We start from the raw sequence: 15,801 nt of genomic DNA on the forward strand, positions 1-15,801 counted from the left end.
TTTTTTGATAAAATCTCGACAAGGTTACTCACAAAATCCTAAAAAGCAAAAAGGTTTTTGTGTTATTTTTAATAATCAGTATTTTCTTTTGAAAAGATCACAATTAAAACTTTTTCCCAACTCAAATCAAGCCCAGATGTGACATAGGTCATCTTTTAAGCCTGCAAACATCCCGACATTTGTAGAAAACATTACAACCATGAAAAAAGGCACTATCATCCCTGTAACTGTGGCCGTGCTTATCGGGCTCATGATATTTATGATGAATGACCGAACATTGTCATCAGAACATGTACAGAAACAAGAAATAGCGAAGGAGGATGCGCTCTTATGGGCAAAAGCCAGAAACTTCTACTATGGTTTACCCACTGAGATGAATGTTCTTACAGATGAAGTTGAATTAGCCAAATCCGAATTGGGTCAATTATTATATTTTGATACCAGACTGAGTATCAATAATGAACAAAGCTGCAATAGTTGTCACAACCTTCAAACCTATGGGGTTGATAACTTGACGACCTCCCCAGGCGCTCTTCCCGGTACCCGAGGCGATAGAAATTCTCCGACAGTATTAAATGCTGTTTTTCATGCTAAACAATTTTGGGATGGAAGGGCAGCTGATTTGGAAGAACAAGCGAAAGGTCCCATTCTCAATCCTGTAGAAATGGCAATCCCTCATGAAGGGGTACTTATTGATAGATTACTGGAAGTTGAGGAGTATATCAAGCGCTTTGCTCAATCATTTCCGGAAGAAAGTCAACCCATCACATATGACAATGTGGCTAAGGCAATTGCTTCTTTTGAAAAACGATTGATCACTCCTTCCAAATTCGATGAGTTCATGGCTTTGAATGTTGAAGTCTTCGATACCCAAGAAAAAAGAGGATTGAAAATTTTCTTGGAAGCAGGATGCCAAAGCTGTCATGATGGTCCTGCACTCGGTGGTCTTCAGGAAAGACGATTGGGAGAACAAGTGGATTTCAAGCAGGTAAGTTCCAAAATCAATCATGATAAAGGGATCTATGAGCTTACCGGCAATCTAGGAGATCAGTACAAATTTAAAGTTCCTTCCTTAAGAAATATCGAACACACCTATCCATACTTTCACGATGGTAGTATCCACGAATTAGATGAAAGTGTACGCATCATGGGAAAAACCCAATTGAATAAAGAATTTACAGCTCAGGAAATAGAGGACTTGGTGGCATTCTTAAAAACGTTGACTGGAGAAATTCCGGCACACTTAAAAGCAACACCTGCAATACCTCAATAATAAGAAATCTTTGAAAATTAATCACCCCCCCAGCTAAACCTGCCGCAGCATTATTCACTGCGGCATTTTTTTATTTAATCACAGCCTTCTTTTCTGCGGGTATCGATGATGTAAGTGATTTTCCATCCTTCGGAGGTTTTTACAAGCTGGAAAGAGTTGACACCACAATGACTGAATGCCCCATTGACGTAAAATCGATAAGGTGTCCATGCAGCAGCCATTTGACCATCGATCTTGATTTGATAATCTAAGATTTGTTCATCTAAAATAGTTTCAGCGGGAGTAGTTGCAATACGATTGAAGAAATCCTGAACCGTATTGGTCCCAACTGTAGCTCCAGCAGGAGACGCATTGACCGTCTGCATTTGCGCATTTGGAAGAAAAGCAGGTTCTATTTTTTCTAAATCCTTGGATTTCATGCCTTCAAATAGAGTGGCAATCACTTGTTGGATGGCGAGCTCTTCTTGGGCAAAGGCTGCTGGGAACATGAAAAAACCCAATATCCATAAATAAACAGTAAGGACTATTTTTTTCATTAGTTGCTGAGGCTTGCACCGGTGCTGGTGCGTACAGAGATTTCAGATGGATTACCAGAATAGGTTCCTTTTGCGGCCGTAGCCAAGGAACCCGTAATAGATTCATTAGCATGAAAGCTGATTTTTGCGCCGGTGTTAGCTTGTAAAGCTACATCATCAGCAATGAATTTACTCCCATCAACTTCCGCATTTGTAAATCCTTTGATATTCAATTCTTCTGCGGCTCCGGAAAATAAAATCCGAGCATTGGTAGCTGCTTCTACGTTCAGTACCTCTGTGGTAATTTTTGCCTCAATGTAAGCACTCGTTGTAGCAAACAAATATGCCTCTGCGGCTTCTATTGTCGAACGTACAGTTACCTGTGCATTTGTGGTAGCTTCAATGCCCAATACTTCGATGTAAGTAATCTTTACTTTTACAGTGTGGTTTCGGTAATTTCCACGTGCTAAACGGATTTCCAGTGTTTCACCGACTATACTTGTTTCAACCTTACCTGCTTCTATACCAATAGTACTGATTTCCGCCTTGTTTTCGGTTCCCTGAACCAACTCAGCGATAATGCCATTGGATACTTTCACTGCATTAAAAGAGCGTAGATTCCTGGTGTCTTTTTCCGATTGCGCCCAAGATGTAACGGCGATCAAGCAAGTAAGAAAGGTAGTGAGAGCAAAATATTTGAACATGATTGTTGTGTTTAGTTAAACGCCTCCATAGAGTTTGAATGTCATATTTCTCAAAGAAGGAGTATTCACTGCGTAGTGCATCGCTTCTGCAATTTCAGCAGGACTTACCCATTCGGAGAAATTCTCTTCCGGCATGGCTTCACGATTGGCAGGGGTGTCAATGATACTTGGCACAAAGATGTGTGACCTGATTTTAGAGTCTTTGACTTCCTCTGCTACATAATCAGCCAGTTGGAATAATAAACTTTTACTCAAAGCATATGCCACAACGTTTTTTCCATCGGCAGGTTGTAAAGATGGGCGTGCTCCTACAAATAAAAAAGTCCCAAAATCAGCCTTTTTAAACACAGGAAGGAAGTTTTTGACCATGTTAAAAGCTGTGAAAAAATTTAATTTCATCATCTTCTCGATATCCTGCACACTCGTATCCTCTATCCCGCCATTTGCATAACCGCCCACTAATAGTCCGATAGCGTCCACTTCTCCGTACTGCAATTGGTATTCTTTGGCAAATTCTGCCACAGATTCTTCGCTGGTCACATCCACCTCATATACATCATCTGCCTCTTCTACCTCTTCTTCTGAGTCGGGTAGTATGGTTGCAATTACTTTATATCCTTCTCTCTTAAATTTCGAAACCACTTGTTTCCCCAAATTCCCTGCGGCACCTGTAATGATTATATTTCTTTCCATAACAAATTATAGTATGTTTGCTTTTGCCACTAATATACTCAATTATCCTCGATTTCATTGAAAATCACGTTTGGAAGGGCTTCAAGACACTGATTATGAAAGCAAAAGAAAACTATTTTGACTTGGTCTATCAAGTGGTCAAGCAAATCCCCAAAGGAAGGGTGACCTCCTATGGTGCCATTGCCAATTATCTGGGATTGAAAAGCGGTGCCCGCATGGTGGGCTATGCGATGAATGCCAGCCACAGCGATCCTGAGGTTCCCGCACATCGGGTAGTCAATAGAAATGGACTGTTGACAGGGAAGCATCATTTCCCAAGTCCAACCACTATGGAGGAGCGATTAGCCGCAGAAGGAATTAAAGTAGAGAATGATCAAATCCTTGACTTTGAAGTCCATTTTTGGAGTCCAAATCTATTGGATCAGGAGATTTGATTTACTTTTTCCGAATCAACCAAAGGCCAATAAACATCAGTAAGCCGTTCAGAATCAAAATCTCGAAGCCAAACTTATAGCCACCAAGCATCTTTTCCGAATTTTGGCTAATCAAAAATGCTAGCGCGGGAGCAGCTACAGCAATGAAAGGTACAATAGTATCTTTTACCTGCCACTTGGTAAATAGCCCAAAGGCATATAAGCCCAGCAATGGGCCATAGGTATATCCGGCTATGATAAATACTGCATTGATCACACTTTGGTCATTTAACCATCGGAAAATCAAAATCACCACAAACATCAACGCGGTAAAAGCCAAATGAACCTGTTTGCGCACGACTACCTGCCGTTGTTTTTCGTAGCGTTTTTCTATATTTAAAAAGTCATAACAAAAGGAGGTTGTCAAAGCTGTCAAAGTGCTGTCTGCACTCGAATAGGCCGCAGCTGTGATACCTAACACAAAAGTAATTCCTGCGATCGCAGAGAAATGTTGGGTGGCTAAGAAAGGATATAGGTCATCCGATCGAGTAGGAATGGTAATGCCATTTGTCTCTGAATAGATATACAATAAAACGCCTAAGGAGAGAAACATTAAATTTACAACTACCAGAATCGTGGTAAACCAAAACATGTTTTTCTGCGCATCGCCCAAACTCTTACATGTCAAGTTTTTTTGCATCATATCCTGATCTAAACCTGTCATCACAATAGTAATGAATGCTCCTGAGGCAAACTGCTTGAAAAAATTGGTTCCGGCTTGCCAGTCCCAGTTGAATATTTCCGAACGTGAATCTTGGGCTACTGTCTGTACAAAACCAGTTATCCCTGCTATCCCCAAATCCTTTCCTATCAGGTAAATACTTACACCAACAGCTACGAGCATAAACAACGTTTGCAGGGTGTCTGTCCATACTACGGTCTTTATGCCACCTCGATGGGTGTACAACCAAATCAAGGAGACGGTAATCAGGACTGAAACCCAAAATGGTATTCCCCAATCATCAAATAAAATAAGCTGCAAGACACCTGCCACCAAAAATACGCGGATGGAGGATCCCAAGGTGCGGGATAAGATGAAAAAGAAAGCACCTGTTTTGTACGACCAAAAACCATATCGCTCCTCCAAGTAAGCATAGATAGATACTAAATTAAGCCTGTAGTATAGTGGTAGGAGTACTTTTGCTATAGTAAAGTAGCCCAAGGTGTATCCTAAAACAACTTGAAAGTAATAGAAGTTACTATTACCAACCTCTCCCGGTACAGAAATGAAAGTCACACCTGACAATGAAGCGCCGATCATTCCAAATGCTACCAAAAACCAGGGCGACTGACGATCCCCGGTAAAGAAGGTGTCTGAGGATACATTTCTTGAAGTCAACCAAGAAATCAAAAAAAGTAAGGCGAAATAGGCCGAAATGACCATTAAAACCATCGAAGAATTCATAGTATCGGGCTGTAAGTTTCGCTAAGTTGTTTATAATAATTAAATTTGCAAAATGATTTACATGGTAGAGACACAAACATTCATAGAAGAGGCGGAGCTTCTGGTAGAAGAACTGATTGACGTAGAGGAGTATGAGTTGGTCGTGTTTAATGATGAGGTCAATACATTTGACCATGTTATCAAGACCTTAATCAAGGTCTGCGAACATACCCCTGAGCAAGCCGAGCAGTGTACGATGATTATTCATTACAAAGGTAAGTGTACAGTCAAATATGGCAGTAGGACTAAATTGAAGCCTATGTGTCAGGCTATTCTCGATGCAGGCATTCAAGCAGCCATCGTATAAATCAGGTGTAGCGTGAATTTCCCTTCCAAATTAATCGAAGATGCAGTCAATGAGATCAGCAGATTGCCGGGTATCGGCAAAAAGACTGCCTTGAGATTGGCCTTGCATTTATTAAAACAGAAAGAGACTGTAACCGAGGAGCTCAGCAGTGCTTTATTGGCATTGCGTAAAGACATCCGATACTGCGCCACTTGTCATAATGTAGCTGATTCGGGGCATTTGTGTAGTGTTTGTCTGAGCAACCGCAGGAATAAGCAAATCATCTGTGTAGTCGAAGATATTCCCGATGTCTTGGCGATTGAAAATACCAATCAATATCAGGGGCTGTATCATGTGCTAGGAGGTGTGATTTCTCCTATCCAAGGAATTGGCCCGGATGAACTTAAAATTGATTCTCTGATCCAGCGATGTGCTCATACTATCTCTGAAGAAAAAGTAACAGAGGTGATTTTGGCATTGCCTGCCACCATGGAAGGAGATACGACTTCATTTTTTATCAGCCGCAAGCTCAAAGAACTGAATGTCAAAGTCAGCACCATTGCTCGAGGAATTCCTGTCGGAGGTGAATTAGAGTATACAGATGAGGTGACGTTGGGCAGGAGCATTTTGACAAGGATAAATTATTCTTCGGAGTGATCTTTTTCTTTTGCGTAAACCAAATCCCTTTCTATATTTGCAATCCGATTTGGGGGATTAGCTCAGTTGGCTAGAGCGCTACACTGGCAGTGTAGAGGTCATCGGTTCGAATCCGTTATCCTCCACAAAAATGCTTGCAGTCACTGCAAGCTTTTTTTATTTTTGGATATGTACTTTGTGTATATCATATACTCTTCAAAAACGGACAAATTCTATATAGGCTCTACTGACAACTTAGAGAGTCGACTTAAGCATCATAACTCAAGATTAACTCCTTCTACTAAAAGCGGAGCTCCTTTTTGGGAAGTTGTTTATACCGAAACAGTGGTAGATAGAACCACTGCACTCAAGCGAGAAATCGAAATCAAACGGAAAAAATCAAGAAAATATATTCTTTCGTTAATTGAAAACAGCTCAGCTGGCTAGAGCGTCCCGACAGCAGTCGGGAAGGTTCCCGATAGTCATCGGGACAGGCTATCGGTTCGAATCCGTTATCCTCCACAAAAATGCTTGCAGTCACTGCAAGCATTTTTTATGTTTAAATTTCAGGATTACACTGAGGAGGTACTGAGATGCATCGAGTAAATTTTTCACACTTTAGTCAAAATTAGTTCGCCTTACATCGAACAAGCCAAAAGATATGCCGAAAAAACTGGAAGGAGCCTATCTGGTTTGGAAAAAAATTACTTTCGAGATTTTAAAGGAACTTCCATGCCTGCTATTGCTCCCGAAGAAATGATTGCTCTCATTCAAAAATAGGTTTTGACAGCAAAGGGGGATTGCTCCTAATTTGCGCTATTCTAAAATTGGTTAATTTCTTCACTTTCTCCGGTTTATTTTTTAATAAGCAATCTTTCATTCTTTTGTGCCTTTAAGCCTTCGTGGCAATCATTTTAAACCTAAAACACCTCTTCCATTTCCCTCTTTTTCTTAGTACATTCAAATCTTCGTAACTCAAACCAATTACCTCCACATGAAAATACTCCACACCGCAGATTGGCACTTAGGCAAACGACTCCAAGAATACTCCCGACTGGAAGAGCAAAAAGAAGTGCTTCAGGAAATCGTGGATATTGCAGAAGCAGAGGCAGTGGACCTTGTCCTGTTGGCTGGTGATATTTTTGACACCTTCAATCCTAATCACGAGGCAGTTGAGCTTCTCTACAAAACCCTTAGAAAACTCTCCAATAATGGACAGCGACCCATTATAGCCATATCAGGGAATCACGATTCCACTCAGTTTATTGAAGCACCAGATCCATTAGCGCGCGAATTGGGAATTATCTTTTACAGTCGCTACGACAGCACCATTCCAACAGGCACTTTGGAAAGTGGAGTCCAACTCACACAAAGTGAATCGGGTTTTATCGAACTCAAACTTCCTGCCTACGACTATCCTATTCGAATCTTACTTGCTCCTTATGCCAATGAACTCCTGCTCAAAACCTATCTTGGAGATGGTGACCGGGAAGAAGAGTTTCGGGAGCTGATGGGCAAACGGTGGCGTGCTTTAGCGGATACCTACTGCGACTCCACTGGAGTCAATCTGTTCATTGGACATTTCTTTTTTATGAAAGAAGGGGAAAAGCCCGAAGCAGAGCCAGAATCCGAGCGACCCATTCTCCATGTGGGTGGAACTCAGGCCCTGTACACACATATCATCCCACCTCAGATTCAATATGCAGCCTTGGGGCATTTACATCGCTATCATGCGGTGGGAAAAGAGCCTTGCCCAATTGTGTATTCCTCTTCTCTTCTCTCCTACTCCTTTAGTGAAGCAGCTCAGGAAAAGCAGGTCGTCATCATTAAGGTTGATCCGGGAAAACCTGTTCAATATAAACCCATTGGCTTAACCAAAGGAAAGCCGCTTTACCGTGAAACCTTTGATTCCCTTGAATCATCCCTAACTTGGCTGGAAAAAAATCCACACTGCTACGTAGAATTAACCTACATCACCGAACAAGCCATAGACGCATCTACTAGGAAAGCCCTCATGAAAGCCCATGATGGCATCGTTAACTTGATCCCTCAAATCAAAAACCCAATAGGCCAAGAATCCCTCAGTCTCAAAGTGGAAGACCTAGAAAAAGACATGCTCAGCCTGTTCCAACTCTACTACAAAAGCGAAAGAGGTTTAGACCCGAATGACGAGTTACTGGACCTTTTTAAAGAGGTAATAAGTGTTGACCCGTCAAACAAAGATTAATTTTAAGACATGGATGATGCATCGATCAAACCTATTTCCACATTATTTCAACCTTATTTCAATCAGCAAGTACCTATTCTTTTACCACTCAAATTAGATTAATCATGATCCCTCTCACACTCGAAATAGAAGGTTTATACTCTTACAAGGAAAGACAGGTTGTGGACTTTACTCAGCTTACAGCTGCTGGACTGTTTGGTATTTTTGGGGCAGTAGGTAGTGGAAAGTCTTCCATTTTGGAAGCCATCTTACTTGCCTTGTATGGAAGCACGGAGCGCTTATCCGATAGGGGCGAGAAAAACAGTATGCTCAATCTACAGTCTGAGGCTGTTAAAATTATCTTCGAATTTCGCTCAGGTAAAAATAATACCCATACCTATCGATCCCTCTACGCAGCCAAACGCAATCCCAAAAAATTTGAAGAGGTAAAGCCCGCAGAACATACGTTTTACCAATGGGAGGATGCTGCTTGGACACCCATAGCCAAAGGAGCAGAGGAGATTTTGGGGATGAAAAAAGAGCATTTCAAACAGACGGTGATCATTCCCCAAGGGAAATTTAGGGAATTTATTGATTTGACTCCAGGTCCACGAGCCGATATGATGAAGGAACTGTTTGGGCTCGAGCGATTCGACTTAGCTGCAAAGACAGGCGGATTACTTCGGACTACTAAAGATGAAAAGATTCGCTTGGAAACTCAATTAGCTGGTCTAGAGGGAGTTAACGAGCCAATGCTGAGTAGTAAAAAATCTCAGGTTCAACAACTCGCTGATGAAGTTGAAAAGCAACAACAAGAATTCAAGCGTCAAGAGCAGGTACTGAAAACCCAGGAAAGCTTGCAAGTAAAATACCATGAACTGCAAGGTTTCTTGAAGGAATGGAAGCTTTTGGAAGAAAAAAGACCAGCAATACAAGAAAAGAAAACCATTTGGAAGGAATTTTTGAAAGCCAAAACTTACCTCAAACCGGTATGGGAACAGATGCAGGAAAAGAAACTGGATTTGGAGAAGGCCAAGGTTAGTGCGGAAGGTTGTCAGAGATTTAAAGATAGTTATGTCGCAGAACTCCAAAAATACGAGCTAGAAGAACAGCAGCTTCGCAAAAAAGCGGAACTTAAGCCCGAGCGGGAAGCTAAAATCCGGGATTTAAAAAGGGTGATTGACATTCAAGTGATCACACAAGAGGTGGATGCAGCTAAAGCAATCATGGAAAAACTCCTTCCCAGCATCTTGCAAGAAAAAGAGGACCTTCAAGCCTTGAGCGATCAACTTAAGGCACTGGAACAGCAATTGGATAGCATTCCAACTGTTGATAGCAATGCTTTGGCAGACTTGAAAACAAAAGGCAATAATTTGCAGCGCATGCAGGAACAGCTTCAAAAGTTGGCCATTGAGCAGCAGAAGTTAACCCAGACCACTGAAAAACTAAAAGATTCAATAAACACCCTTACTAAACAAATTCCTGAAAATGAGGGCAACTTCTCGGCCTGGTTGGAGTCTCAAAAAAGCGCCATTCATGCGCTTGAAGCACAAAAAGAAAAATTGATCCAAAAAGCAGGCTTGGCGGCACATATCCACCTACTGAAGGATAATGAACCTTGCCCGCTTTGTGGGTCTCTGGAACATCCACAGGTATTGGAAAATGAGCCGTCTGAAGCAATCCAAGCGGTTGTGCATACCATCGAGCAGGCACAAAAGCAATTAGAACAAATCCGATCATTACAGGAAACGGTCAAGCAGGAGGAAATCCGATTAGAAGGACAGCTTCAGCAGCAAACAATTCTTCAAAAAAATATTCAACAGATACAAGAGGAGCAAAAAGTCGCTTGGGCAAGTTTGCATACTCTTGGAATAGCCACTTTGGAGAATCTTTTCCAAGCAATCCAAGAAACCGAACAGCATAGTATTGCCAAAGCGGAATTGGAAAAAAACATCAAAAACAAGCGGAAAGCATGGGATGAACTTCAAAGGAGAGTAACTGAGGAAGAGCAAAAGCTAAGAACTGCCGAGCAACAGCTTTTGGCTTTACAAAGCAAGCAGCTTGCCAAGAGGGAAGAGATTCAAGATCCAACCTTTTGTCAGCCTTTCTTTGAAAAAGCACCTGCGAGTATTGAGGCAACAATCCAGAAAGTTCAAATTGATATTGACGAAACAGCCTCCTTATTGGAAGGAAAGCTAAAAGTCATCCAAGACACCAAAACCAAGCAAGCTACCAATCTTTCCAGTCTGCAGTACCACGAAGAATCCATCGTTGCTACAAATAAGCGTATAGCGCAGTTGGGGGAAGAATTCAAGCAATTGATGTTGATACATGGCTTTGCAAATGAGGAACAATTGATTGCGCTATTCCATCATTCCTTGGACGCAGATAAAGTAGATGCAGAAATCCGCCAATTTGAAGACCGGAGTTTATTGGTAAGTACCAAAATAGGAGAACTAACATCAGAAACAGGAGTAGACGGCTTCAGTCAGGAGTATTTTGAGCAGCTCAAGCAGCAGGTTCAACTTCAAAAAGCAGCCTTAGATTCCCTCCAAAAAGACTTCACCCTTCTAGACAAAGAAATCACCACCCTTGAGAAGCAACTTGAAGAGAAGCAACAGCTATTACAGATTTTTTCCCAAGTTGAAAACCGAGAATCCAATCTCAAAGAGTTGGAAAAACTCTTCAAAGGAAGTGGATTTGTCAAGTATGTCAGTTCCATCTACTTAAAAGAACTCTGCAATACCGCCAATCTTCGCTTTATGAAGCTAACCAAAAATAGTCTTAGCTTGGAAATTGATGACAACAACACCTTCTGGGTGGTAGATTATCTCAATGGAGGCAAACGACGCCTGCTCAAAACCCTCTCGGGTGGTCAAACCTTTCAAGCATCCCTCTGTTTGGCATTGGCATTAGCAGAAAAGGTAAAAGCTCTGAATCAAGCCGATCAGTCTTTCTTTTTCTTGGATGAAGGCTTTGGAGCCTTGGACAAAAACTCCCTCCGGGTAGTCTTCGAAACCCTCAAATCGCTTCGGCATGAAAATCGAATTGTCGGCATCATTTCTCACGTAGAAGAACTACAACAGGAAATCGGCGTCTATGCCCAAGTTGAGCTGGATGGAGAGAAGGGAAGTGTGGTTAGTTATTCTTATTAGAGGCTAGAGATGAGGTGTGAGATAAGAGTCAAGATACGAGAGACGAAAAGCTAGAAAACGAGATTAGAGAATCAACTAATCACTAATCACTTAATAAACTAATCACTAATCACTCAATCTACTAATCACTAATCACTCAATCACTAATCACTCAATCAACTAATCACTCAATCAACTAACCACTCAATCAAATAACCACTCAATCAACCAAATCACCTTTAACTATTTCATTTACTACTTCCAATCGCTCACCCTTCACCCTTTGCTTTTCCCCTCCATTTGTGGATGATGAAGATAAGCACGCCTATGCCTGTCCACAGGAAGGTATCCCAGATTTCTTTGGCTTGTGTGCCAGATAGGAGCCATAGCGTGGCAAGAATACCAATGATGGCTAAAGCATTACCGTAACGGACCCTGAAATAATCGCGTGTAGTTTGGCTTTTCCGAAGTTTGATCAAAGAAGCGCAGACTAGGGCATACAATATCAAGCGAGCGATGACGGATACGGCAAGAGAGTTCATAAAGCCCCAAACGATAGCTACAAACGCTACTAGGCTGGAGAAGAATAAAATAGAAATGTGTGGAGTAGCAAATTTGGGATGAATTTTCCCGAAAAGAGCCGGTAGTTGATCTTCTCCACTTAAGGCAAAGGGTAATCTGGATCCGCTGAGAATCTGCACATTCAAAGTTCCTAAAATGGAGATCACTGCACCTATCGTAATGAACGTTCCTCCCCAGTATCCAAGCATCTGATTCGCTGCATCAGCAAGGGGTTTTTCTGAATTAGCCAAATCTGGAAGCGTTCCGATGGATACGATTTGAATCAAAATATAAAAACTTGCGATAATGGTAGCTGCCATCATCAATCCATAGGGTAGATTTTTTTTAGGATTGACAATTTCTCCACTATTTACCAATCCTGCTTCAAAGCCTCCAAATGCAAAAATGAGTAGGAGTGTGGAAGCGGAAAAATCAGCAATACTTGGGACCGGCCCAGGCTCTAAGTAGTCTGTATTGATAAAAAAGAAGCCAACAATAATGAATAATGCTAGGGGGATTAACTTTGCTACGGTCAATACGTTACTGACCTTGGCTGTATTTTTGACACCTATCCAATTGAAATACGTGATGATACCTGTAATTAATAGTATCATGCCTATTCGCACTTCCTCTCTTGCAAAAAAGTTGGAAAAAAAAGTCAGGTATAAAATCAATAAATTGATCAGTGTAGCATAACTGAAGAGGCGGGTAAGCATAAGTAACCAGCCAATGATAAATGCTGGAATAGGCCCAAAAGCTGTGTGAACATACAAATATGGACCCCCGGTTTTATCAAATCGCGAACTTACTTCCGCGAAAACCAAAATCAGCACGACCATGACTAGAGCACAGATTAAAAAAGCAGCTATTGAATATACTCCGGATAAGGCAAAGACCTTAGCAGGCAAAGCAAAGATCCCTGCGCCGATGACCGAATTAATAATCAGAAATACTAGATCCCAGCGCCGAATGCCTCTTTTGAGTGTTGTTGTTTGGTTTTCCAAAATGGTTGATTTTTAAAGAAAATCCACATCCACACTGAACGGATACTTCATTAAATATTGCAAAGCTTCTTCTATTTTTAGGTCTTCGAATAACACCTTGTAGAGATTTTCCGTGATTGGGGCACGCATATTTCCAGTTCCTTCCAGAAAAGCTTTCATGATTTGGATAGTATTGATGCCCTCGGCTGTTTCTTGCATACTTTGCTGGATTTCTGACAGACTTTCGCCCTGTGCCAATCTGTATCCGACGGTGTAATTGCGAGATAACGTAGAATTACAAGTAGTGACCAAATCACCTATGCCAGCCAAACCAATGAAGGATTTAATACTCCCTCCTAAGGCATTGCCTAAATAAGCCATCTCTACCATTCCTCTCGACACCAATAAGCCTTTGGCATTTTCTCCCAATCCCATACCCGCCAAAGCACCTGCTGCAATGGCAATGATATTTTTTAGAACTCCTGATAATTCTACACCGATGATATCTGAGTTTCCATAAACCTGAAATTTCTCCGACCGCAATAAGCGTTGCCCCTCCATGATAACTTCATTGTAAGGACTAGCGATGACTGTGGCAGCTGGATGTCCTAAAATTAGCTCTCGGGCAAGATTTGGTCCTGCTAAGCAGCCTACCCGCACCACAACAGTTTCCTTCAGAATTACCTCACTCATAGTCAACAGATGATCCCGTTTGATTTTGGGCATATCTTTCAAGGTTTTCCCGGCAGGAAGTGAGAGGCACAATCCTTTAGTACCATGAATGATCATGTGATAAGGGTATAAAAACGGAGCAAAAGAGCGAATGACCTCCTGAAAACCCGAAGAAGCAATCATAAAAAATAAAACATCACACTGATCGCAGATGAATTTAGGTTCTTGAGTTGCCTGAATATTTGCATGGATTGCTTGGCCGTCAACACTATGATGCTGATTGATTTCCTCCAAAAGATCCGTTCTTCGCACAAAAGCAATCACCTCATTTTTTTCAGCAAGCATGTTGGCAATGGCTGTTCCAAAGCTGCCCATACCTACTATACCAATTGCTTTGGGTCTAGAAGAGTTTTTCGAGAGCATATCCATGTAATCTGTTGTGATAGAAATAGAGTAAATTCATGTCTTGGGTTACGATATTGCCTTGAGCATTGCGTATCAGAGGACGCTTTGCATGGTACATGCCTACATTATCCAATCCATGTGCGATAAGGTTTTCCATATCTTGCATCATGTGGGGTGCGATATTGACCTTACCCTCTGATTTAAGCTCTAATATTTTTGTTAAAACATGCTCACATTTTTGTTTAAACAACGAATAGTCTAATTCGATGTCTTCCTCAGGCAACCTCAAAAGGTTGAATAAATCTAACTTTTTATTTTCGGCTTTGATCATCTGAAAGGCTGTAAATGCAACCAAATGGGAGCTGAAGACCCTGTTATTTTTGTGAAACTCCTCTACGATCCGCTCAGCCAATCGTTTGGTATATTCCTCTTCACGCTGTTGGTCTACATTGATGGATCCATTACGGATAAAGTAATCTTGCGTTTGGATGAGCCGTCCATTTTTGTCGTAGCTATTGCCTTCATTGTCCACATAGTTGCCCATGATATCCATTGCTTTGCCGATGGAAACTGAGATATCAGATCCTTTGGTAAAGAATTTAACCAAAAATTTAGAGATTTTATAAGAGGTAGAAAACTCATCTTTTTCTCTGTAATAACGCTCCTGTCCGGTAATGGATAGATATTCCTGAATCAAAGAGGGAGCTTCCAACACAAAATGATAATTGATAGTCACTGGGACAATAAAGATTTTGCCTCCAACATCGAAAAGTCCCTTTTGGTAATTGACACGTTGAGCCTCTATAGCAGTGCTCAAAAGTCCCAACTTTAGTTTACTTTCTATCATCCCGCTTCGGGATCGAGTGCCACCAGGAAAAAACAAACTGTGTACCCCATATTGAATCGCCTCGGAAGAGTACGTCTTCAATGTTTCCAGGTACAAAAGATTTTTTTTACGTCTATCCACTTTATAAGCTCCAAGCGCATTCATGAAGTATGCAAAAATCTGTATGTTGAATAGGTTCAGGCCAGCACCATAGATAAATGGAGGTAAACCTAAAACAGATATGATCCAACCAATTAAGATGCTATCCAAATTTGAAAAATGCGTAGGAACCATTACGATGGTTCCTTTGGAGGCTAGTTCACGAATTTCATCTGTGTAGCCCACTATTTGAATCTTGTCTTGGAGACTGTATTGGTTACTGAATAGGGACTTGAAACCTTTGACTCGGGCAGCATTGAGAAGACGCCCAAAGCCGAAAGTGACCATCCGCCGTGTAAGTTTATAATGTGAGTGGACAAAATTACTTGCAATCTCTTCGGCGTATCGGGTGGTGATTTTGTCTAGGATTACGATGTATTTCTCCTTTTTCTGAGCTTTAGGCAAAGCTGTATCGGCAGATATTTGCACCAAAGCCGACTTTACCTCATTCCAGAAGGAATAATCATCCTCTGGATCCACATCCCAAGGATTTTGTTTGATCCGTTGTTTTTCCCGATAGAGTGTGGTTTCCAACTCTTCTTTCAAAAGATCCACGTTGCCATTGGTAATTTCAAGCACAGCATTCTTGCTGGATTCTGCTACTTTTTTGACAAAATCCTTGCGGTTTTTACTTAATCGGACCACGGGCCATTCGTCTTTTTTGGGAAGAATGGGCTCATATTTATGTTTGATATATTCGGTTTCCAATGCAGGATATCTTTTGGGATAAAAACAAAGATAGTAAAAAATAGTAGCCTCTGAATAGAACTTTTTACACAGAAGTTGATTAAGATAGTGTGGATAAACCAAAAAGTCAAGATTAACTTGCCT

Annotated in this window: 15 protein-coding genes and 2 tRNA genes; 10 read left to right on the forward strand and 7 right to left on the reverse strand. The window is 41.3% G+C overall.

What is annotated here, in order from left to right; genetic code table 11:
• Positions 1-199: 199 nt before the first annotated feature.
• Positions 200-1,273: a cytochrome-c peroxidase gene (locus tag IPZ59_RS08070; RefSeq protein ID WP_236139360.1), complete on the forward strand. Its 1,074-nt coding sequence runs from the start codon at positions 200-202 to the stop codon at positions 1,271-1,273.
• Between the two features lie 74 nt (positions 1,274-1,347).
• Here IPZ59_RS08070 and IPZ59_RS08075 read toward each other — a convergent pair whose 3' ends face one another.
• From IPZ59_RS08075 to IPZ59_RS08085, 3 genes are read right to left on the reverse strand one after another with little or no spacing between them, the layout of a single operon-like run.
• On the reverse strand, positions 1,348-1,809 hold the full coding sequence (locus IPZ59_RS08075; protein WP_236139361.1) for a nuclear transport factor 2 family protein: 462 nt from the start codon (positions 1,807-1,809) through the stop codon (positions 1,348-1,350).
• Positions 1,809-2,492 (reverse strand): head GIN domain-containing protein, encoded by a 684-nt coding sequence (locus IPZ59_RS08080; RefSeq protein ID WP_236139362.1) that lies wholly within the window; start codon positions 2,490-2,492, stop codon positions 1,809-1,811. Before IPZ59_RS08080 ends, IPZ59_RS08075 begins: the two co-directional genes overlap by 1 nt.
• 15 nt (positions 2,493-2,507) lie before the next feature.
• Positions 2,508-3,185: an SDR family NAD(P)-dependent oxidoreductase gene (locus IPZ59_RS08085; RefSeq protein ID WP_236139363.1), complete on the reverse strand. Its 678-nt coding sequence runs from the start codon at positions 3,183-3,185 to the stop codon at positions 2,508-2,510.
• A gap of 95 nt (positions 3,186-3,280) precedes the next feature.
• Here IPZ59_RS08085 and IPZ59_RS08090 point away from each other — a divergent pair, with 95 nt between their 5' ends.
• Positions 3,281-3,619: an MGMT family protein gene (locus IPZ59_RS08090; protein ID WP_236139364.1), complete on the forward strand. Its 339-nt coding sequence runs from the start codon at positions 3,281-3,283 to the stop codon at positions 3,617-3,619.
• Position 3,620: 1 nt separating this feature from the next.
• Here the strand turns inward: IPZ59_RS08090 and IPZ59_RS08095 are convergent, their stop codons facing one another.
• Entirely contained in the window at positions 3,621-5,063 is a 1,443-nt protein-coding gene (locus tag IPZ59_RS08095; RefSeq protein WP_236139365.1) for a sodium:solute symporter, read from the reverse strand.
• A gap of 61 nt (positions 5,064-5,124) precedes the next feature.
• On the opposite strand from IPZ59_RS08095, the gene IPZ59_RS08100 reads away from it, so the two are divergent.
• The 8 genes from IPZ59_RS08100 to IPZ59_RS08130 all read left to right on the forward strand — a co-directional run bounded on the left by IPZ59_RS08100 (position 5,125) and on the right by IPZ59_RS08130 (position 11,385).
• Entirely contained in the window at positions 5,125-5,409 is a 285-nt protein-coding gene (locus IPZ59_RS08100) for an ATP-dependent Clp protease adaptor ClpS (protein WP_236139366.1), read from the forward strand.
• Positions 5,410-5,421: 12 nt separating this feature from the next.
• Positions 5,422-6,045 carry a recombination mediator RecR gene (gene recR / locus IPZ59_RS08105; protein WP_236139367.1) on the forward strand — a complete coding sequence of 208 codons (624 nt, stop codon included), beginning with the start codon at positions 5,422-5,424 and terminating at the stop codon, positions 6,043-6,045.
• Positions 6,046-6,096: 51 nt separating this feature from the next.
• Positions 6,097-6,170, forward strand: a tRNA-Ala gene (locus tag IPZ59_RS08110).
• 43 nt (positions 6,171-6,213) lie between these two features.
• Positions 6,214-6,471, forward strand: coding sequence for a GIY-YIG nuclease family protein (locus IPZ59_RS08115; RefSeq protein WP_236139786.1), 258 nt, complete (start codon positions 6,214-6,216; stop codon positions 6,469-6,471).
• A tRNA-Ala gene (locus tag IPZ59_RS08120) sits at positions 6,457-6,546 on the forward strand. Before IPZ59_RS08115 ends, IPZ59_RS08120 begins: the two co-directional genes overlap by 15 nt.
• Positions 6,547-6,651: 105 nt before the next feature.
• Complete coding sequence (locus IPZ59_RS20310; RefSeq protein WP_394800739.1) at positions 6,652-6,804, forward strand: DUF6364 family protein; 153 nt, start codon at positions 6,652-6,654, stop codon at positions 6,802-6,804.
• 214 nt (positions 6,805-7,018) lie between these two features.
• The gene (locus IPZ59_RS08125; RefSeq protein WP_236139368.1) at positions 7,019-8,251 is read left to right on the forward strand and encodes a metallophosphoesterase family protein; all 1,233 of its coding nucleotides are present in this window, start codon (positions 7,019-7,021) and stop codon (positions 8,249-8,251) included.
• 104 nt (positions 8,252-8,355) lie between these two features.
• A complete protein-coding gene (locus IPZ59_RS08130; RefSeq protein WP_236139369.1) occupies positions 8,356-11,385 on the forward strand; it encodes an SbcC/MukB-like Walker B domain-containing protein in 3,030 nt (1,009 codons plus the stop codon).
• A 248-nt stretch (positions 11,386-11,633) separates the two neighbouring features.
• On the opposite strand, the gene IPZ59_RS08135 is transcribed toward IPZ59_RS08130, so the two are convergent.
• The 3 genes from IPZ59_RS08135 to IPZ59_RS08145 are packed head-to-tail and all read right to left on the reverse strand — an operon-like array spanning position 11,634 to position 15,678.
• Entirely contained in the window at positions 11,634-12,929 is a 1,296-nt protein-coding gene (locus tag IPZ59_RS08135; RefSeq protein ID WP_236139370.1) for an APC family permease, read from the reverse strand.
• A 12-nt stretch (positions 12,930-12,941) separates the two neighbouring features.
• Positions 12,942-14,003, reverse strand: a complete 1,062-nt coding sequence (locus IPZ59_RS08140; RefSeq protein ID WP_236139371.1) for an NAD(P)H-dependent glycerol-3-phosphate dehydrogenase — start codon at positions 14,001-14,003, stop codon at positions 12,942-12,944.
• Entirely contained in the window at positions 13,981-15,678 is a 1,698-nt protein-coding gene (locus tag IPZ59_RS08145) for a 1-acyl-sn-glycerol-3-phosphate acyltransferase (protein ID WP_236139372.1), read from the reverse strand. Before IPZ59_RS08145 ends, IPZ59_RS08140 begins: the two co-directional genes overlap by 23 nt.
• Between the last annotated feature and the right edge of the window lie 123 nt (positions 15,679-15,801).

The organism is Mongoliitalea daihaiensis (assembly GCF_021596945.1).
In the GTDB taxonomy this organism is placed as follows: Bacteria; Bacteroidota; Bacteroidia; order Cytophagales; family Cyclobacteriaceae; genus Mongoliitalea; species Mongoliitalea daihaiensis.